Source organism: Variovorax sp. GW822-FHT04E09, assembly GCF_058800845.1.
The window spans coordinates 492,684-510,238 of the sequence record NZ_JBXAMR010000002.1; the positions used below are offsets into that span (position 1 = coordinate 492,684).

General features: G+C 66.5%; 20 protein-coding genes and 2 tRNA genes. 16 read left to right on the plus strand and 6 right to left on the minus strand.

Features of this window, described 5'->3' with window-relative positions:
• The first annotated feature begins 39 nt into the window (after positions 1–39).
• Positions 40–606 carry a CDP-diacylglycerol--glycerol-3-phosphate 3-phosphatidyltransferase gene (gene pgsA / locus AC1RL8_RS09635; protein ID WP_062479069.1) on the plus strand — a complete coding sequence of 189 codons (567 nt, stop codon included), beginning with the start codon at positions 40–42 and terminating at the stop codon, positions 604–606.
• On the plus strand, positions 603–1,490 hold the full coding sequence (locus AC1RL8_RS09640; protein WP_062479066.1) for a DMT family transporter: 888 nt from the start codon (positions 603–605) through the stop codon (positions 1,488–1,490). The genes pgsA and AC1RL8_RS09640 overlap by 4 nt, the downstream gene beginning before the upstream one ends.
• A 16-nt stretch (positions 1,491–1,506) precedes the next feature.
• On the opposite strand, the gene AC1RL8_RS09645 is transcribed toward AC1RL8_RS09640, so the two are convergent.
• The gene (locus AC1RL8_RS09645; protein WP_139706107.1) at positions 1,507–2,469 is read right to left on the minus strand and encodes a LysR family transcriptional regulator; all 963 of its coding nucleotides are present in this window, start codon (positions 2,467–2,469) and stop codon (positions 1,507–1,509) included.
• Positions 2,470–2,539: 70 nt separating this feature from the next.
• Here AC1RL8_RS09645 and AC1RL8_RS09650 point away from each other — a divergent pair, with 70 nt between their 5' ends.
• From AC1RL8_RS09650 to AC1RL8_RS09675, 6 genes are all read left to right on the plus strand, one after another.
• Positions 2,540–3,451, plus strand: a complete 912-nt coding sequence (locus AC1RL8_RS09650) for an alpha/beta fold hydrolase (protein WP_492685160.1) — start codon at positions 2,540–2,542, stop codon at positions 3,449–3,451.
• On the plus strand, positions 3,448–4,533 hold the full coding sequence (locus AC1RL8_RS09655; RefSeq protein ID WP_492685161.1) for a tartrate dehydrogenase: 1,086 nt from the start codon (positions 3,448–3,450) through the stop codon (positions 4,531–4,533). The genes AC1RL8_RS09650 and AC1RL8_RS09655 overlap by 4 nt, the downstream gene beginning before the upstream one ends.
• Positions 4,534–4,742: 209 nt before the next feature.
• Entirely contained in the window at positions 4,743–5,015 is a 273-nt protein-coding gene (locus tag AC1RL8_RS09660; RefSeq protein WP_007830705.1) for an HU family DNA-binding protein, read from the plus strand.
• A gap of 29 nt (positions 5,016–5,044) precedes the next feature.
• A tRNA-Val gene (locus AC1RL8_RS09665) sits at positions 5,045–5,120 on the plus strand.
• Between the two features lie 76 nt (positions 5,121–5,196).
• Complete coding sequence (locus AC1RL8_RS09670) at positions 5,197–7,116, plus strand: SurA N-terminal domain-containing protein (RefSeq protein ID WP_159272578.1); 1,920 nt, start codon at positions 5,197–5,199, stop codon at positions 7,114–7,116.
• A gap of 110 nt (positions 7,117–7,226) precedes the next feature.
• A complete protein-coding gene (locus tag AC1RL8_RS09675) occupies positions 7,227–7,901 on the plus strand; it encodes a histidine phosphatase family protein (protein ID WP_492685162.1) in 675 nt (224 codons plus the stop codon).
• 6 nt (positions 7,902–7,907) lie between these two features.
• On the opposite strand, the gene AC1RL8_RS09680 is transcribed toward AC1RL8_RS09675, so the two are convergent.
• Complete coding sequence (locus AC1RL8_RS09680; RefSeq protein WP_095744681.1) at positions 7,908–8,240, minus strand: hypothetical protein; 333 nt, start codon at positions 8,238–8,240, stop codon at positions 7,908–7,910.
• Between the two features lie 94 nt (positions 8,241–8,334).
• On the minus strand, positions 8,335–8,583 hold the full coding sequence (locus AC1RL8_RS09685; RefSeq protein WP_062479046.1) for a GlsB/YeaQ/YmgE family stress response membrane protein: 249 nt from the start codon (positions 8,581–8,583) through the stop codon (positions 8,335–8,337).
• A gap of 277 nt (positions 8,584–8,860) precedes the next feature.
• Between AC1RL8_RS09685 and AC1RL8_RS09690 the strand changes: the two genes are divergently transcribed.
• Together AC1RL8_RS09690 and AC1RL8_RS09695 are read left to right on the plus strand one after the other, a co-directional pair.
• Positions 8,861–8,936, plus strand: a tRNA-His gene (locus AC1RL8_RS09690).
• Positions 8,937–9,222: 286 nt separating this feature from the next.
• Entirely contained in the window at positions 9,223–9,570 is a 348-nt protein-coding gene (locus AC1RL8_RS09695; RefSeq protein WP_056583066.1) for an H-NS histone family protein, read from the plus strand.
• A 97-nt stretch (positions 9,571–9,667) separates the two neighbouring features.
• Here the strand turns inward: AC1RL8_RS09695 and AC1RL8_RS09700 are convergent, their stop codons facing one another.
• Complete coding sequence (locus AC1RL8_RS09700; RefSeq protein WP_095744683.1) at positions 9,668–10,654, minus strand: NADPH:quinone oxidoreductase family protein; 987 nt, start codon at positions 10,652–10,654, stop codon at positions 9,668–9,670.
• A 128-nt stretch (positions 10,655–10,782) separates the two neighbouring features.
• Here AC1RL8_RS09700 and surE point away from each other — a divergent pair, with 128 nt between their 5' ends.
• The 5 genes from surE (at position 10,783) to rlmD (ending at position 15,827) form a co-directional block, all read left to right on the plus strand.
• On the plus strand, positions 10,783–11,541 hold the full coding sequence (surE, locus tag AC1RL8_RS09705) for a 5'/3'-nucleotidase SurE (RefSeq protein ID WP_492685163.1): 759 nt from the start codon (positions 10,783–10,785) through the stop codon (positions 11,539–11,541).
• Positions 11,542–11,545: 4 nt separating this feature from the next.
• A complete protein-coding gene (locus AC1RL8_RS09710) occupies positions 11,546–12,322 on the plus strand; it encodes a protein-L-isoaspartate(D-aspartate) O-methyltransferase (RefSeq protein WP_492685164.1) in 777 nt (258 codons plus the stop codon).
• An 11-nt stretch (positions 12,323–12,333) separates the two neighbouring features.
• Positions 12,334–13,245: a peptidoglycan DD-metalloendopeptidase family protein gene (locus tag AC1RL8_RS09715; protein ID WP_062479036.1), complete on the plus strand. Its 912-nt coding sequence runs from the start codon at positions 12,334–12,336 to the stop codon at positions 13,243–13,245.
• A 4-nt stretch (positions 13,246–13,249) separates the two neighbouring features.
• Positions 13,250–14,323 carry a sigma-70 family RNA polymerase sigma factor gene (locus AC1RL8_RS09720; protein ID WP_492685165.1) on the plus strand — a complete coding sequence of 358 codons (1,074 nt, stop codon included), beginning with the start codon at positions 13,250–13,252 and terminating at the stop codon, positions 14,321–14,323.
• 67 nt (positions 14,324–14,390) lie between these two features.
• On the plus strand, positions 14,391–15,827 hold the full coding sequence (gene rlmD, locus AC1RL8_RS09725) for a 23S rRNA (uracil(1939)-C(5))-methyltransferase RlmD (RefSeq protein ID WP_492685166.1): 1,437 nt from the start codon (positions 14,391–14,393) through the stop codon (positions 15,825–15,827).
• A gap of 46 nt (positions 15,828–15,873) precedes the next feature.
• Here rlmD and AC1RL8_RS09730 read toward each other — a convergent pair whose 3' ends face one another.
• Positions 15,874–16,575, minus strand: coding sequence for a Bax inhibitor-1/YccA family protein (locus tag AC1RL8_RS09730; protein ID WP_062479032.1), 702 nt, complete (start codon positions 16,573–16,575; stop codon positions 15,874–15,876).
• Positions 16,576–16,746: 171 nt separating this feature from the next.
• Between AC1RL8_RS09730 and AC1RL8_RS09735 the strand changes: the two genes are divergently transcribed.
• Positions 16,747–17,154 (plus strand): GlcG/HbpS family heme-binding protein, encoded by a 408-nt coding sequence (locus AC1RL8_RS09735; protein WP_492685167.1) that lies wholly within the window; start codon positions 16,747–16,749, stop codon positions 17,152–17,154.
• A gap of 183 nt (positions 17,155–17,337) precedes the next feature.
• On the opposite strand, the gene hemP is transcribed toward AC1RL8_RS09735, so the two are convergent.
• Positions 17,338–17,550 (minus strand): hemin uptake protein HemP, encoded by a 213-nt coding sequence (gene hemP, locus AC1RL8_RS09740; RefSeq protein ID WP_062479029.1) that lies wholly within the window; start codon positions 17,548–17,550, stop codon positions 17,338–17,340.
• Positions 17,551–17,555: the final 5 nt, after the last annotated feature.

The window sequence follows — 17,555 nt, forward strand, 5'->3', positions numbered from 1 at the left end:
CCTTCCGGCGCTTCACGCGTGCATGACACAATCGCCCGCATGTTCTGGACCCTACCGACCATCATGACCTGGACGCGCATCGTCGCGATTCCGTTGATCGTCGGCGTTTTCTACCTGCCGATCAGCGAACCGACGCGCAACCTGATCGCCACGGTCATGTTCATCGTGTTCGCCGCCACCGACTGGCTCGACGGCTACCTGGCGCGCAAGCTCAACCAGACCTCTTCCTTCGGCGCCTTTCTCGATCCGGTGGCCGACAAGTTTCTCGTCTGCGCCGCGCTGCTGGTGCTGGTGCATCTGCAGCGTGCCGACGTGTTCGTGGCGCTCATCATCATCGGCCGCGAGATCGCCATCTCGGCGCTGCGCGAATGGATGGCGCGCATCGGCGCCGGCAAGAGCGTGGCGGTCCACATGATCGGCAAGGTCAAGACGACCGTGCAGATGGTCGCGATTCCCTTCCTGCTCTATGACGGGCACCTCTTCAAGGTGATCGACACCGGCCTGTGGGGCCAGTGGCTGATCTGGATCTCGGCGGTGCTTACCGTCTGGTCGATGGTCTATTACCTGCAAAAGGCCATTCCCGAGATCCGGGCCCACTCCAAATGACCGCGGCGGTCTCGGTCCGCAACGCAGGCTGGCTGCGGGCGATGCCGGCGGTCTTCGTGCTGATCTGGAGCACGGGTTTCATCGTTGCGCGCTATGGCATGCCCTATGCGCCGCCCCTCAAGTTCCTCGCCGTGCGCTATGCGCTGTCGCTCGCCTGCTTCGGCGTGTGGGTCATGCTCGCGCGCGTGGCGTGGCCGGCGAAGCGCGCGCAATGGGGGCACCTGGCGGTCACGGGCGTGCTGATGCAGGCCGGCTACCTGGGCGGCGTCTGGGCGGCGGTGCATGCGGGCATGGGTGCGGGGCTTGTCGCGCTGCTGGTCGGCATCCAGCCGGTGCTCACGGCGGTCTGGCTTTCTTTCAACGGTGGGCGCATTTCGGGACGGCAGTGGACTGGGCTGGCCCTGGGCTTCGCGGGGCTGGTCTTGGTGGTGTCGCGCAAGCTGGGGCAGGGCACCGAGGTCAACGCGCTGACGATGGGGCTGGCCGTGATGGCGCTGCTGTCGATCACGGCGGGCACGCTGTACCAGAAGCGCTTCGTCGCGCCCTGCGACGTGCGCAGCGCCAGCGCGGTGCAGATGGCCGCCGCGCTGCTCGTGACCTTGCCTTTCGCCGCGCTCGAGGCGCAGGCCATCGAATGGAACACGCACTCGATCGGCGCCATGGCCTGGTCGGTGCTGGCGCTGTCGCTGGGCGGCAGCTCGCTGCTCTATATGTTGATCCAGCGCGGCACGGCCACCGCCGTCACCAGCCTGCTGTACCTCGTGCCGCCGTGCACGGCGCTGATGGCCTGGCTGCTGTTCGCCGAACCGATCACCTGGACCACGGTGCTGGGCATCGGCCTGACGGCCGTCGGTGTGAGCCTCGTGGTGCGCGCAGAGCGCTGACGGCGCTTTCCTTCTTTCAGCGCCCGGCCGGCTTGGCCGGCTTCCAGGGCTCCGAGCGGAACTGCTCGACGAGGTGATCGACCAGCAGGCGCACGCGGCGCGGCGTCTTCGGTCGCCACGGCGCGACCCAGTGGATGTCGGCATCGGGCATGCTGTACAGCGGCAGCACGCGCACCAGTTCGCCGCTTGCGAGCTGCGGTGCGATGTCCCAGAGGCTGCGCAGCATGACACCGTGGCCCGCGAGGCACCAGTCGCGCACCATTTCTCCTGAATTGCTCGTGAGCGGACCCTGCACCCGCACGCGCGCCGTGCTGCTGTCGCGCGCGTGGCGCAGCGTCCAGAGCGCGAACTGGCGCGACTGCGCGGCGTCGCCGTTCTCGCGCGCGATCAGGCAGTCGTGCGTGGCCAGCGCTTCCACCGTGGCCGGCGTGCCGCGCCGTGCCAGGTAGTCGGGCGAGGCGGCCAGCACGCGCTGGTTGCGCGCGATGCGGCGCGTGGTCCAGTCGGCGGCGCGGTGCTGCTGCACCGCCCACAGCCAGACCGCGCCGTCGTAGCCTTCGGCGCCGAGGTCGGGCAGCTGCTCGGTCAGCAGCAGCTCGACCTGCAGGCCGGGGTGCTGCGCCTGGAAGTCCGCGAGTGCCGGGCCGAGCCAGTGTCGGCCGAAGCCGAAGGTGGCCGCGAGGCGGACCGTGCCGATCAGCGCGTTCTGCCGTTCGCCGAGTTCGCTCTCGAGCGCCGCGAAGCCTTCGAGCAGCGTGCGCGCATGCAGGCACACGGCCTCGCCTTCGGCCGTGACGCTGAGCCGCCGCGTCGTGCGGTCGAACAGCCGCTGCCCGAGCCGGGCCTCCAGCGCGCCGAGTCGCTTGGTGATGACCGAGGGCACCACGTCGAGCGTGGCGGCGGCGCCAGCCAGGCTGCCCTGGTCGCGGATGGCCAGCACCAGTTCAAGATCGCCGCGTTCCATCGCGTGGGGATTCATGCCAAAGTGGAAAGTATGAATTGGCTGATTGTTGCTTGATGGCCGCCGGGGTGCAACGCACAATCGCGGCGTGACGGCTTCCTTCCTCGACTTTCCCCGCTTCGACATCGCCCGCGATGGCGTGCGCATCCACGGTCGCATCGGCGGGCAGGGCGCGCCCTTGCTGCTGTTGCACGGTCATCCGCAAACGCACGCGATCTGGCACCGCGTCGCGCCCGCGCTGGCCGAGCGCTTCACGGTGGTTGCCGTGGACCTGCGCGGTTATGGCGACTCGGGCCGCCCGGCGGCCGACGCCGAACACGCGGTCTACAGCAAGCGGGAGATGGCGCGCGACGCGCTGGCCGCCATGCACCACCATGGCTTCGATCGCTTCGCCGTGCTCGCGCACGACCGCGGCGCGCGCGTGGCGCACCGGCTCGCGGCCGACCATCCCGGCGCGGTCGAGCGCATGCTGCTGCTCGACATCGCGCCGACGCTGGCGATGTACGAAGGCACCAGCGAAGCGTTTGCCAAGGCCTACTGGCACTGGTTCTTCCTGATCCAGCCGCCGCCGCTGCCCGAGGCGCTGATCGCGTCCGACCCGGTGCGCTACGTGCGCAGCGTGATGGGCGGGCGGCATGCGGGGCTCGCGCCGTTCGCGCCCGAGGTGCTGGCCGAGTACGAGCGCTGCATCGCCATCCCAGGCACCGCCGAATCCATCTGCGAGGACTACCGCGCCTCCGCCACCATCGACCTCGTGCACGACCGCGCCGACATCGCCGCCGGCCGCCGCCTCGCGCAGCCGCTGCGCGTGCTGTGGGGCGAGCACGGGGCGGTGGGGCGCGCATTCGATGTGCTCTCGCTGTGGCGCGAGCGCGCCGACGACGTGTCGGGCCGCGCGCTGCCATGCGGCCACTACATCCCCGAAGAAGCCCCCGACGCCTTGCTGGCCGAGGCGCTGAATTTTTTCGTTTCCCCCGAACACCCAGGAGCCATTTCATGAGCACCCACAGAATCGCAGTCATCGCCGGCGACGGCATCGGCAAGGAAGTCATGCCCGAGGGGCTGCGCGTGCTCGATGCGGCGGCGCGCAAATTCGGCATCGACCTGAAGTTCGACCACTTCGACTTCTCGAGCTGGGACTATTACGAGAAGCATGGCCAGATGCTGCCCGACAACTGGAAGGACCAGATCGGCGGCCACGACGCCATCTTCTTCGGCGCGGTCGGCTGGCCCGAGAAGATTCCCGACCACGTGTCGCTGTGGGGCTCGCTGCTGATGTTCCGTCGTGAGTTCGACCAGTACATCAACCTGCGCCCCGCGCGCCTGATGCCCGGCATCGTCGCGCCCGTGGTGCGCCGCGACGGCACGCCGCGCGAACCCGGCGAGATCGACATGTACATCGTGCGCGAGAACACCGAAGGCGAGTACTCGAGCATCGGCGGGCGCATGTACCAGGGCACGCCGCGCGAGATCGTGGTGCAGGAAACCGTGATGTCGCGCGTGGGCGTCGACCGCGTGCTGAAGTTCGCCTTCGAGCTCGCACAATCGCGGCCGAAGAAGCACCTGACCAGCGCCACCAAGTCGAACGGGATCTCGATCACCATGCCGTACTGGGACGAGCGCGTGGTGGAAATGGCCAAGGGCTACCCGGGCATCACGCTGGACAAGTTCCACATCGACATCCTCACGGCGCACTTCGTGCAGCGGCCCGACTTCTTCGACGTGGTGGTGGCGAGCAACCTGTTCGGCGACATCCTGTCCGACCTCGGCCCCGCCTGCACCGGCACCATCGGCATCGCGCCCAGCGCCAACCTCAACCCCGAACGCACCACGCCTTCGCTGTTCGAGCCGGTGCACGGCTCGGCGCCGGACATCGCCGGGCAAGGCGTCGCCAACCCGATCGGCCAGATCTGGTGCGGCGCGATGATGCTGGAGTTTCTCGGCCACAAGGACGCGCACGACGCGATCCTGGCGACCATCGAGAAGGTGCTCGCGCCCCAAAGCGGCGCACCGCGCACGCCGGACATTGGCGGACGGGCGGGCACGGCCGACCTCGGAAAGGCAATTGCCGAGGCCCTTTGAAAAGTACGTCGCGAAACGCCCCTAAAATCGCGCGCTCCGCTGGGCTGCAGTGCGTTGTGTCTTATTGACACCCCGCAGACCAGTGGTTGTAATCCTCGCTGGCAGTGCGCTGCCGAGGCGTCAGGCCTGCCATGTTCTTGAGTCGCTCCCGTCGCGGCCAGGTCGCAGCTGACGAAAGCCGACCAACTTTTTTTCGACAAGGGGCCCTTGTGAACAAGACCGAACTGATTGAGCACATCGCAAAGAACGCCGATATTTCCAAAGCCGCAGCGACCCGTGCGCTCGAATCCACCATTGGCGCCATTCGTACCACGCTCAAGAAGGGCGGTTCCGTGTCGCTCGTCGGTTTCGGCACTTTCGCAGTCGGCAAACGCGCAGCCCGCACCGGCCGGAATCCCCGCACCGGCGACGCGATTAAAATCAAGGCAGCCAAGATCCCGAAGTTCCGTCCCGGCAAGGCGCTCAAAGACGCGCTGAACTGAGGCTGTAGACTCGGAGAGTATTCCAGGTGGGGTGCTTAGCTCAGTTGGTAGAGCGGCGCCCTTACAAGGCGTAGGTCGGGGGTTCGAGCCCCTCAGCACCCACCACCACCCGATGCAAAGGCGAACACCGGTTCGCCTTTTTTATTGCCGTCCGGCGCCCGTCGAAAAAGAGTGTTCAAGCATGTTTGATACCTTCCGCAAGTACAACAAAGTCGTGATGATTTTCTTGTTCTTGCTGATCATTCCCTCGTTCGTCTTCTTTGGTGTCGAGCGCTACCAGGGCATGGGCGGCGACGAGAAGGTGGCCCGCATCCAGGGCCATGACATCACCAAGCCCGAGTGGGACCAGCAGCACCGCGTCGAGACCGACCGCATCCGCCAGCAGTCGCCCAACGTCGATCCGACACTGCTCGACTCCGACGCGCTGCGCTACGCCACGCTGGAACGCATGGTGCGCGATCGCGTGCTGGCGGCTGCGGCGGTCAAGACCAACATGTCGGTGTCCGAAGACCGCCTTACGCGCATGTTCGCGCAGGACGCCGGCCTGGCTGCGTTCCGCACGGCCGACGGCAAGTTCGACCGCGAAGCCTTCCTGCGCGCCACCGGCCGCACGCCCGAGCAGTACGAAGCTTCGGTGCGCGCCGACATGGCCTCGCAGCAGGTGCTGCTGGGCGTGACGGGCACGAGCTTCGCACCGGCGGCGCTGACCGCGGCCACCGTCAATGCGTTCTACGACCGCCGTGAAATCCAGGTGGCGCGTTTCGCGCCCGAGAGCTTCGCGTCGAAGGTCACGGTGAGCGACGCCGACATCGAGGCCTACTACAAGGACCACACGTCGCAGTTCCAGGCGCCGGAGCAGGCCAGCATCGAGTACCTCGTGCTCGATCTCGAAGCCGCGAAGAAGAACATCGTCGCGAACGAAGCCGACCTCAAGACCTACTACGAACAGAACACCGCGCGCTTCGGCACCAAGGAAGAGCGCCGTGCAAGCCACATCCTGATCACCGCGCCGGCCAGCATGTCCAGCGGCGACCGCGCCAAGGCGAAGGCCAAGGCCGAGCAGTTGCTGGCCGACGTGAAGAAGGCGCCGAACACCTTCGCCGACGTGGCACGCAAGAACTCGCAGGACCCCGGCTCGGCCGAGAAGGGCGGCGACCTCGACTTCGTCACGCGCGGCGCGATGGTCAAGCCTTTCGAAGACGCGATGTTCGCGCTCAAGAAGGGCGACATCAGCGACCTCGTCGAGACCGAGTTCGGCTATCACATCATCCAGCTGACCGACATCAAGCCGGCCGTGGTGCCGCCGTTCGAGAAGGTGCGCGCGACCATCGAGAACGACGTGCGCGCCCAACAGGCCACGCAGGAATTCGCGAAGGCTGCGGAAATTTTCACGGACACCGTCTATCAGCAACCCGAGAGCCTGAAGCCGGCCGCCGAGAAGCTGAAGCTCACGATCCAGACCGCCACCAACGTGCCGCGCACGCCCGCACCGGGCGCCACCGGCCCGCTCGCCAGCCGCAACTTCCTGCAGGCGCTGTATGCCTCCGACTCGCTCGACCGCAAGCAGAACACCGAAGCCATCGAAGTCGGTCCGAACCAGCTCGCATCGGGCCGCGTGACGCAGTACACGGCCGCGCATCCGATTCCGCTGGCCGAGGTGAAGGACAAGATCCGCGCACAGCTCATCACCGAGCGCGCCGCAGCACTGGCCAAGACCGAGGGCGAAGCCAAGCTCGCCGCCTGGAAGGTGAAGGCCGACGGCGCCACCTTCGGCGCGCCGGTCACGGTGTCGCGCATCGATGCGCAGTCGCAGCCCGCACCGGTGATCGACGCCGCACTGCGTGCCGACGGCGCCAAGCTGCCCGCGCTGCTCGGCGTGGACCTGGGCACGCAAGGCTATGCCGTGGTCCGCGTGACCAAGGTCGTGCCGCGCACGCCGCCGACGGCCGAACAGGCGCAGCAGGAAAGCATGCAGATCGCCCAGTCGGTGACTGCCGCCGAAGCCGCTGCCTACTACGAGCTGCTGAAGCAACGCTTCAAGGTGGAGATCCTCGTGCCGAAGCCGGCCGACACGCTGCCGACCGCTGCGGCGGCGCGCTGAGACAGACGGGCAACCGCTGCTCGCCACAAGCCCGGGTTCGACGACCCGGGCTTTTTTTTTGGTCGCACGAGGGACAAGCGCGTGTCGCGCTTCTTGCCAGAATCCGGCGCATGGGAACCCTTTACCTCGTGCGCCACGGGCAGGCCAGTTTCGGTGCTGCCGACTATGACAACCTGAGCGAACTCGGACACCGGCAGTCCGTGCGCCTGGGTGAATACTGGCGCGAGCGCGGCATGCGTTTCGATGCCGTCATCACCGGCACGCTGAAGCGCCACAAGCAGACCTGGGAGGGCATCGCGCAGGGGCTCGGGCTGCCGCGTGACGACGTGCTGCCATGGCCGGGGCTCAACGAGTACGACAGCGAGGCCGTCATTGCCACGGTGCACCAGGGCAAGCTCGAGAAGCCCGATTCGCCCGAGATGTACCGCCATCACTTCCGTCTGCTGCGCGATGGGTTGGGTGCGTGGATGCAGGGACGCACGGCGCCGGTCGGCATGCCGAGCTATGTCGACTTCCTGGCCGGCGTGACCACGGCGCTCGACCACGTGCGCGAGCGGCACCATGGCGCGAAGGTGCTGGTGGTGTCGAGCGGCGGGCCGATCAGCACCGCAGTCGGCCATGTGCTGGGCACCAGCGCCGAGACGACCATCGAACTCAACCTGCGCATCCGCAACAGCTCGGTGACCGAGTTCGCCTTCACGCCGAAGCGGCACATGCTCGTGACCTACAACACCTTGCCGCACCTCGACGGCCCGGCGTACGAGGACTGGGTCACCTACTCCTGAACCACGTCAGGCCTGCCAGACGCCGTAGCCGGCGCGGCGCAGGGCGATGCCCAGGTCGACCTCCATCAGCCGCGCGTCGTCGTACGGCATCGGGTTGTAGCGTTCATAGAGCGCGGGCAGCAGCCGCAGGCCGAATTCCTGCACGAAGCGGTTGGCCTGGATGCCGGCCTTGTGCTTGTCGAAACGGATGTCGGGGTCCAGGCCGGTCATGCCGACATAGACGAAGGGCTTGCCGAGCTGGTAGTCGGGGTTGGCGCGCCGGAAGCGGCCGTTGTTCCAGACGCGGTCGTCGAGTTCGACCACATAGACGTGGTGACGGGCGCGTGGTTTGCGGGGCATTGGCGGGAAGGCCTCGCGAGGCTGGCTGAAGAAGTGTGGGGCCAGGCAGCCGGAAGAACCGCCGGCCGTGTTGCGCGGCGCGGCGCCAGGGGCATCAGCTCTTGCGCTTGATGAGGCCGTAGAGAATCAGCAGCACGATCGCGCCCAGCACGGAGGCGATGAAGCCGGCGCCCTGGCCGGCGGTGTACCAGCCCATTGCCTGGCCGAGGTAGGTCACGCCCAGCGAGCCTGCAATGCCGATCAGCGTGGTCACGATGAAGCCGGCGGAATCGTTGCCCGGCTTGACGGCCCGCGCCACGAGACCCACGACGAACCCGATCAGGATAGTCCAGACGATGCTCATGAAGAAGTTCCTTTGATGAAGTGAAGTGGCGAAAGCCGGGCCCGGTCGGGCCGCTCGCATTCATGATAGCGGAGCCATTCGCGGCTCAGCGTCGACCAGGCACATCGAACGGGCGACTGCGAAGTTATGCCCATGGGGCAGGACGCATGTGTGGCGGCAGGCCATCGCGGACGGTCTCTGGAGGCGCTGGGTTGCATGTCAATGTGGCATTTCAGCGTCTTTGGTGATCGCGGGAGCGAAAGCCGCGATTTTTAACGCTACAATCAGAGGCTCTACGGTGGCTGTAGCTCAGTTGGTAGAGTCCCAGATTGTGATTCTGGTCGTCGTGGGTTCGAGTCCCATCAGCCACCCCAAAAAATTCAGTCCCAGCGCTATTTCTCAATAGCACCCAAGGGATTCCAACGCCGGGCTTGCCCGGCGTTGTCATTTCTGGCGTCGCCGTCGCTTCAAGCGCCTGGTTGCACGCCGCATTCTTTCCCCCACCGCCCCCGATTTTGAAAGTACCCAAAATGGTGCGCGTGTGTTGCGGGTTGTTGCATTCCGCCAATGCGCCTGCATTTTTCTGCTGAAAAGGCGCTTGTGGCAAAAGTGGTTTGAATTAGAATTCAGCCGTTTTCAATTCACAACAGGAGTCCAACAATGGCTTCGTCACTCGCCGATATCAATTCCCAGATCCAGAAGCACGACGAGCAGATTGCGCAATTGCGCAAGCAGGCCGAAGACCTGCGCAACCAGGAACGGGCCGGCGTGATCGAAGAAGTGCGCAGGAAGATTGCGGAATACGGTTTGACCGCTTCCGATCTGAAGCTGGGTGGCGGCCGTGCTGCTGCAACCAAGCGCAGCGCAGGTCCTGCAGCCGCCAAGGCCGCCGCCAAATACCGCGGCCCGACGGGCGAAACCTGGTCCGGTGGCCGTGGCCGCAAGCCGCGCTGGGTCACGGAAGCCCTGGCAGCCGGCAAGTCGCTCTCCGATTACGAGATCAAGTGATTGCCTGCAGAATCAGTTGGACATTCGCCCAATAAAAAAGCCCGCTTCGGCGGGCTTTTTTATTGGATGGCGCGCACGGCGATGCGCGAGCGTCCGATCAGTTCACCATCACCAGTTTTCCCTTGACGCCGCGCGATCCCATGTGCGCATAGGCAGCCTTCAATTCGGCCATCGGCATCGTGCTGTCGATCACCGGCTTGATTTTTCCCTGGCCGTACCACTGGGCCAATTCGGCCATCATCTGCGCATTGGCCTTGGGTTCGCGCTTGGCGAAATCGCCCCAGAACACGCCCACCAGCGACGCGCCTTTGAGCAGCGTGAGATTCAATGGCAGCGACGGGATCGGGCCCGATGCAAAACCGACCACCAAATAGCGACCGCGCCAGCCAATCGAGCGGAATGCGGGTTCTGCGAAATCGCCGCCCACGGGGTCGTAAATCACATCCGGGCCTTTGCCGTCGGTCGCGGCTTTGATGGCATCGCGGAAACCATTGGGCAGTGCGTGCGTCGTGTAATTGATCGTCGCGTCGGCGCCGATCGAGCGGCAGAGTTCGCACTTCTCGTCGGTCGATGCCGCTGCAATCACCTTGGCGCCTGCCGCCTTGGCGATCTGGATGGCCGCGGTGCCCACGCCGCCCGCTGCGCCGAGCACCAGCACGGTTTCTCCGGCCTTGAGCTGCGCGCGGTCCATCAGTGCGTGCCACGAGGTGGCGTAGATCATGATGAAAGCGGCAGCATCCACATGGCCAAAGCCTTCGGGCAGCGGCATGCACAGCGCAGCGGGTGCCAGCGTGTGGGTGCCGAAGCCGCCCGTGCCCGACAGGCACGCCACGTTCTGGCCGACCTTGAGGTGCGTCACACCTTCGCCCACCGCCTGGATCACGCCCGCATATTCCGATCCGGGAACGAAGGGCAGCGGCGGCTTCATCTGGTACTTGTTCTGCACGATCAGCAGGTCGGGGAAATTCAGGCTGGCCGCCTTGATCTCGATCAGCACCTGGCCCGGGCCCGGCGTGGGGGTGGGCAGTTCTTTCCAGGTCAGCGCGTCGACGCCGGTGGGGTTTTCGCAAAGCCATGCGTGCATGCTCGGGGTCTCCTTCGAATGAGTCGTGTGGGCAATGAATTCGGGGCGATGATAGGCGGCGCTGTGGTGTGGCGTTGTCCCTGCTGCGACGCACCCCGCACCTACAATCCGCTGCACCCAGAAGCACCATGAAGATACTTATTTCCAATGACGATGGCTTTCAGGCGCCGGGCATCGTCGCGTTGCACGACGCACTCAAGGACATCGCCGACGTCGAGGTGGTGGCACCCGAGCACAACAACAGCGCCAAGTCGAACGCACTCACGCTGGCCGCACCGCTGTACGTGCACAAGGCGCACAACGGTTTCCGCTACGTGACGGGCACGCCGGCCGATTGCGTGCACATCGCGCTCAAGGGCCTGCTCGACTACCGTCCTGACCTCGTGGTCTCGGGCATCAACAACGGCGCCAACATGGGCGACGACACCATCTATTCGGGCACCGTGGGTGCTGCGATGGAGGCCTATCTGTTCGGCATCCCGGCCATCGCCTTCTCGCAGATCGAAAAAGGCTGGGCGCACGTGGATGCGGCGGCCCAGGTGGCGCGACGGCTGGTGCAGCAGATCGAGCGCGAAAAGATGCTCGGCGGCCCCGCCTTCCTGCTCAACGTGAACGTGCCGAACCGCCCGTTCGACGAACTGAAACGGGTCAAGGTGTGCAGGCTCGGCCGTCGCCACGCCGCCGAAAAGGTGATCACGCAGGACAGCCCGCGCGGCGAAACCATGTACTGGATCGCCGGTGCAGGCAGCGCCAAGGACAGCGGGGAGGGCACCGACTTCCACGCGACCGCGGCCGGCCACATCGCGCTGACGCCCTTGCAGATCGACCTGACCGACCATGCCAACCTGGGCCAATGGCGCGAGACGGTGGCCCGTCTCGGCAATTGACGACATGGCGACCCCTCCACGGCCCAGTTTCCCGGTTCGACTGACCCCCACCGCTTCGGTCGCCACGCGCGGGCGCATGCCCGCCGTGCCGGTCAAGCCGATGGTCCCGTCCACGCCCTCGATGGCGTCCGACGCCGTGCGGGCGCGCATGGTGCAAAAGCTCGCGGCGCAGGGCATCACCGATGCGCGCGTGCTGCGCGCCATGGGCACTGTCGAGCGGCATCGCTTCGTCGACAGCGCGCTGGTCAACCAGGCCTATGAAGACACCAGCCTGCCGATCGGGCTGGGGCAGACCATTTCCAAGCCCAATGTGGTGGCCCGCATGATCGAGCTGCTGCTGGGCGCGCCGGCGCTGGTCGGCAAGCCGCAGGAGCGGCTGGGCCGCGTGCTCGAGATCGGCACCGGCTGCGGCTACCAGGCCGCGGTGCTGAACGAAGTGGCGGCCGAGGTCTACAGCATCGAACGCCTGCGCGGACTGCACGAGCGCGCGCGCACCAATCTGCGGCACTTCCGCCTGGCCACCGTCCACCTGATGTTGGGCGACGGCATGATCGGCTACGCGAAGGGCGCGCCGTACGCGGGCATCATCGCCGCGGCAGGCGGCGAGGCCGTGCCCGAGGCCTGGATCGCGCAGCTCGCGGTGGGCGGGCGCATCGTCGCGCCGACCCATTCCGCCACGGGTGGACAGGCCCTCGTCGTGATCGACAAGACCCCCCGTGGGCTCGAGCGGCGCATTCTTGAGGCGGTTCACTTTGTCCCCCTAAAATCGGGCATCGCTTGAAGGAATAATAAATGCAGGGTTTTGGCAATCGGAGTTTGTTCGCAGGCATCACGTTGGCTGTTGTGCTCGTGATCGCGGGCTGCTCCGCACCGCGCGGTCCCGCACCGGTCGAAGACCGGGGCACCATGACGCGCGCACCCGGGGCAACGACGCCCGGCGGTCCTCCCATCACGACCGACGCGTCCGGCAAACCGCTCCCCGGTATCGAGAACTACGGCAAGCCCGGCTACTACGCCGTGCGCCCCGGTGACTCCATCCGCCGCATCGGCAGCGAAACGGGCCAGCGCTGGCAGGACATCGTGCGCTGGAACAACCTCGACAACCCCGACCTGATCGAAGTCGGCCAGGTGTTGCGCGTGATTCCGCCGACCGGCGGGAGCACGGCGGTTGCCACGGCACCGTCCACCTCTGCGCCTGCCGCGGCCACCGAGGCGACGACCAAGCCGGTGGCCCCGCAGGCGTCCGTCACGCCGGCCGTGCCGGCCAGCGGCGCGAGCGGCACCACCAAGCCGCCGGTCACGGCCTCGCCTTCGGGTCCGAGCAGTTCGGGTGACGACGACCTGGGCTGGATCTGGCCTGCCAGCGGTTCGCTGATCGCCGGTTTCGACGAAGCCAAGAACAAGGGCTACGACATCAGCGGCAAGGCCGGCGACCCCGTGCTCGCCGCGGCCGACGGCCGTGTGGTCTACGCCGGTGCCGGCCTGCGCGGCTACGGCAACCTGATCATCCTGAAGCACAACAACACCTACCTCACGGCGTATGCGCACAACCAGACGCTGCTCGTGAAGGAAGACCAGTCGGTTCAGAAGGGCCAGAAGATCGCCGAAATGGGCAACAGCGACGCCGATCGCGTGAAGCTGCATTTCGAGATTCGCCGCCAGGGCAAGCCCGTCGACCCGTCGCGCTACCTGCCCAATCGGTGATGCCATGGCTGCCTCCCGCCCTCTTCGCACACTGCCCGTGCGTGGGCTGGCGGGGCAGGGCAGCCCTTCACCTCGAAGCAACGGTGGCCGCAATGGCCATCAGGACAGCGGCGACGAGCCGCTGAGCACGGACTCTCTTCCCGACGACCCCGCAGCGGACCCATCGACTCCCTCAGCAGCATCGGCGCCGCCCCACGGCACCGCCACCGAGGTCATGGGCGGCGAAGGCGCCGATGCCCTGACCATCTACCTGCGCCAGGTCCGCCGCACCGGACTCTTCACCCCGGCCGAGGAATACACCACCGCCTGCGCCGCACGCGCCGGCGACTTCGCGGCGCGGCAGTCGATGATCGAGCACAACCTGCGGCTCGTGGTCAACATCGCCAAGAACTACCTGGGGCGCGGCATGCCGCTGTCCGACCTCATCGAGGAAGGCAACCTCGGGCTGATGCATGCCATCACGAAATTCGAGCCCGAACGCGGGTTTCGCTTCTCTACCTATGCGACCTGGTGGATCCGCCAGTCGGTCGAGCGCGCCGTCATCACGCAATCGCGGGCGATTCGCCTGCCGGTGCATGTCGTGCGCGAGCTGCAGCAAGTCTTGCGGGCGCGCCGCACGCTCGAGGGCGACGCGGAGTTCCTCGCAAGCCGGCCGGACGGCGTGCGCGTCGAGGACGTGGCCGCGCTGCTCGGCCGCGAGGTGCAGGCGGTGGCCGACTTGCTGGCGCTGGCCGAGGCGCCGCGTTCGCTCGATGCAGGCGATGCGCGCGGCGAAGAAGGCTTCACGCTGGCCGACACCGTGGCCTCCGACGACGAGCAGGGCAACCCCGCCGGCGTGACGCACACGCACGAGGTGGAGCGCCTGCTCGACCAGTGGGTGCAGGCGCTCAACGCGCGGGAGCGCGAGGTGCTCGAAGGCCGCTACGGCCTGCACGACCGGGAGCCCGAGACGCTCGAGGTGCTGAGCGTGCGACTGGGCCTGACGCGCGAGCGTGTGCGCCAGATCCAGAACGAGGCCCTGGCCAAGATGCGCAAGCAGCTGGCGCGCTCCGGCGTCGGCCGCGACGCGCTGTTCTAGCGGTGTGAAGAAAAGAAGGTAACCCGTCGCGCCGGGACCGCCCCGGCCACGCTGAGACAATCGGGGGATGACGGAATCCATCGAAGAAAAGAAAGTCCCCGCGAGCCCCGCCGATGAATGGCTCCAGGTCGAGTCGCTCGACCTGGACGCGCAAGGCGTCTCCCACAAGTCCGACGGCATGGTCGTGTTCATCGAAGGCGCATTGCCCTTCGAGGAAGTGCAGTTCAACGTCCACCGCCGCAAGAACAACTGGGAGCAGGGCACGGTCACGCAGATCCGCCGCGAGTCCTCGCAGCGCGTGCGCCCCGGTTGCCCGCACTTCGGCCTGCACACGGGCGCGTGCGGCGGCTGCAAGATGCAGCACCTGGACGCCGCCGCCCAGGTGGCGGTGAAGCAGCGTGCGCTGGAAGACAACCTCTGGCACCTGGGCAAGGTCAAGCCCGAGAACCTGCTGCGCCCGCTCGAGGGCCCGGCCTGGCACTACCGCTACCGGGCGCGGCTGTCGGTGCGCCACGTGGTCAAGAAGGGCACGGTGCTGATCGGCTTCCACGAGCGCAAGAGCCGCTACCTGGCCGACATGCAGGTCTGCCCCGTGCTGCCCAAGCAGGTCAGCGCCATGCTGATGCCGCTGCGCGCGCTGATCGGTTCCATGGACGCACGCGACACCTGCCCGCAGATCGAGCTGGCCTGCGGCGACGCGCCGGATTCGACCGCACTGGGCACCATCGCCCTGGTGCTGCGGCACCTGGAGCCGCTGTCGGGCGCCGACATCGAGCGGCTCAAGGCGTTCGCGGCCGAGAACGAGGGTGTTCAATGGTGGCTGCAGGCCAAGGGCCCGGACACCGTGAAGCTGCTGGAAGAGGGCGGTACGCCGCTGGCTTATCGCCTGCCCGCGTTCGGTGTGACGATGCCGTTCAAGCCCACCGACTTCACCCAGGTCAACCCGCACATCAACCGTGCGCTGGTCGGCAAGGCGCTGCGCCTGCTCGATGTGCAGCCCGAGGAGCGCGTGATCGACTGGTTCTGCGGCCTGGGCAACTTCACGCTGCCGCTGGCCAGCCAGGCGCGCGAAGTGCTGGGCATTGAGGGCAGCGACACGCTGGTGGCACGCGCCACCGACAACTTCCAGAGAAACCAGCCTGCAACGCCCGAGCGGCGTGCGCTGTCGGCCACCCGGTTCGTGGCGCGCAACCTGTTCGACATGACGCCCGAGATGCTGGTGGCCGACGGCAGCGCCGACAAGTGGCTGGTCGACCCGCCGCGCGAAGGCGCCTTCGCGCTGGCCAAGGCCATGGCCGACCTGCACCAGCAGCCTGAACTGCGCACCGGTGGCTGGACGCCGCCCAAGCGCATCGTGTACGTGAGCTGCAACCCGTCGACGCTGGCACGCGACGCCGGCCTGCTGGTGCACCAGGCGGGCTACCGCTGCACCTTCGCGGGCGTGGTGAACATGTTCCCGCACACGGCGCACGTCGAGTCGATCGCGGTCTTCGAGCTGGAATGAAAAAAGGCCCCTCGGGGCCTTTTTTCCTGGGGTCGGAGCAAGCCGCTCAGTCGCGCTCGCCGCCGAAGATGCCCAGCAGGGCCAGCAGGCTCTGGAACACGTTGAACATGTCCAGGTACAGGGCCAGCGTGGCGCTGATGTAGTTGGTTTCGCCGCCGTCCATGATCTGCTTCAGGTCATAGAGCATGTAGGCCGAGAAGATGCCGATGGCCGCCACCGAGATCACCAGCATGCCGGTGCTCGAGCCCACGAAGACGTTGATGACCGCGCCGAGCATCAGCACCAGGGCGCCGACGAACAGGAACTTGCCCATGCCCGACAGGTCGCGCTTGATGACCGTGGCCAGCGAGGCCATCACGAAGAACACGCCGGCGGTGCCGCCGAAGGCCGTCATGATCAGTTCGGGGCCGTTCTTGAAGCCCAGCACCATCGCGAGCAGGCGCGACAGCATCAGGCCCATGAAGAAGGTGAAGCCCAACAGCACCGGCACGCCGGCGGCGGAGTTCTTGGTCTTCTCGATCGCGAACATGAAGCCGAAGGCGCCGCCGAGGAAGACGATCAGGCCGAGTCCGCCGGTGAGCGAGCGGGTGATGCCGGTGCTCACGCCGATCCAGGCGCCCAGCACGGTGGGCAGCAGGCTCAGCGCCAGCAGCCAGTAGGTATTGCGCAGCACGCGCTGGCGTTCGGCCTGCGGCAGTGTCTGGCCGTAGCCGGTGGAAGTGTCGAGGGTGGTCACACGGTCGTTCATGGCCGAAGCTCCTGAGGTTGCTGCATGCAATGACACGCAGTTGGGCGCATTCTAGGGGGCTGCAAGAGGGGGCCTTGCAAAGACCGTATGCCCGTTGTTCTTAAGCCCCCGTGGGACGCTGCGGCGCCCCGCCGTTATGCTGTCGGGTTTCGACGCAACCTGAGCCTATCCATGAAGACCAAATCATTCCTCGAACTCGCCGACGTCAAGGCCATCGCCGCTGCAGCGGAAGCCGAGGCCCTGAAGAACAACTGGGCCGTGACCATCGCCATCTCCGACGACGCCGGCAACCTGCTCTGGCTGCAGCGCCTGGACGGCGCCGCCGCGCTGTCCTCGCACATCGCCCCGGCCAAGGCACACACCGCCGCCATGGGCCGTCGCGAGAGCAAGGTCTATGAAGACATCATCAACGGCGGCCGCACCGCATTCCTGACGGTGCCCCTGGTGGAAGGCCTGCTCGAAGGTGGCGTGCCGATCGTGAAGGACGGCCACGTCATCGGCGCTGTGGGCGTGAGCGGCGTGAAGTCGAACGAAGATGCGCAGATCGCCAAGGCCGGCATCGCCGCGCTCGGCCTGTAAGCCTTTTCATTCGCCCAAAGCAAAACGCCGACCAGATGGTCGGCGTTTTCTTTTTCGGGGCTTCAGCGTGAAAAAAAGCTTGGCTAGTCGGCGAACCGTTGGCTAGCAAAAAACGACCCTTCGGAGATGAATCTCCTCGAGTCGCCCCACGATGAAACTTGCGCGAGGGGCGGGCTGAACGACCTACTTGGTCAGGATCAGCTTGCCGAGTTTGGTGGCCTGAAGCCGGTAGAGCGAGCCGTTGTGCATGATGCCCACGGTCTTGCTTCCCTTCAGAAGCTCCGTGCTTTCGACCATCGGCGCCGGACGCGCTGCCTGGATCGATGCATGACCGCCACCCGATTGGTCGAGCGAAGGGTGGTTCAGGACAGAAAAGGCATTCGGGGTGGCTGGCATCTGGA

Bases quoted from the DNA above. Each gene is read 5' to 3' on its own strand.
- pgsA (WP_062479069.1), top strand. From the start codon at position 40: ATGTTCTGGACCCTACCGACCATCATGACCTGGACGCGCATCGTCGCG.
- AC1RL8_RS09640 (WP_062479066.1), top strand. From the start codon at position 603: ATGACCGCGGCGGTCTCGGTCCGCAACGCAGGCTGGCTGCGGGCGATG.
- AC1RL8_RS09645 (WP_139706107.1), bottom strand. From the start codon at position 2,469: ATGAATCCCCACGCGATGGAACGCGGCGATCTTGAACTGGTGCTGGCC.
- AC1RL8_RS09655 (WP_492685161.1), top strand. From the start codon at position 3,448: ATGAGCACCCACAGAATCGCAGTCATCGCCGGCGACGGCATCGGCAAG.
- AC1RL8_RS09670 (WP_159272578.1), top strand. From the start codon at position 5,197: ATGTTTGATACCTTCCGCAAGTACAACAAAGTCGTGATGATTTTCTTG.
- AC1RL8_RS09675 (WP_492685162.1), top strand. From the start codon at position 7,227: ATGGGAACCCTTTACCTCGTGCGCCACGGGCAGGCCAGTTTCGGTGCT.
- AC1RL8_RS09680 (WP_095744681.1), bottom strand. From the start codon at position 8,240: ATGCCCCGCAAACCACGCGCCCGTCACCACGTCTATGTGGTCGAACTC.
- AC1RL8_RS09685 (WP_062479046.1), bottom strand. From the start codon at position 8,583: ATGAGCATCGTCTGGACTATCCTGATCGGGTTCGTCGTGGGTCTCGTG.
- AC1RL8_RS09695 (WP_056583066.1), top strand. From the start codon at position 9,223: ATGGCTTCGTCACTCGCCGATATCAATTCCCAGATCCAGAAGCACGAC.
- AC1RL8_RS09700 (WP_095744683.1), bottom strand. From the start codon at position 10,654: ATGCACGCATGGCTTTGCGAAAACCCCACCGGCGTCGACGCGCTGACC.
- surE (WP_492685163.1), top strand. From the start codon at position 10,783: ATGAAGATACTTATTTCCAATGACGATGGCTTTCAGGCGCCGGGCATC.
- AC1RL8_RS09710 (WP_492685164.1), top strand. From the start codon at position 11,546: ATGGCGACCCCTCCACGGCCCAGTTTCCCGGTTCGACTGACCCCCACC.
- AC1RL8_RS09715 (WP_062479036.1), top strand. From the start codon at position 12,334: ATGCAGGGTTTTGGCAATCGGAGTTTGTTCGCAGGCATCACGTTGGCT.
- AC1RL8_RS09720 (WP_492685165.1), top strand. From the start codon at position 13,250: ATGGCTGCCTCCCGCCCTCTTCGCACACTGCCCGTGCGTGGGCTGGCG.
- rlmD (WP_492685166.1), top strand. From the start codon at position 14,391: ATGACGGAATCCATCGAAGAAAAGAAAGTCCCCGCGAGCCCCGCCGAT.
- AC1RL8_RS09730 (WP_062479032.1), bottom strand. From the start codon at position 16,575: ATGAACGACCGTGTGACCACCCTCGACACTTCCACCGGCTACGGCCAG.
- AC1RL8_RS09735 (WP_492685167.1), top strand. From the start codon at position 16,747: ATGAAGACCAAATCATTCCTCGAACTCGCCGACGTCAAGGCCATCGCC.
- hemP (WP_062479029.1), bottom strand. From the start codon at position 17,550: ATGCCAGCCACCCCGAATGCCTTTTCTGTCCTGAACCACCCTTCGCTC.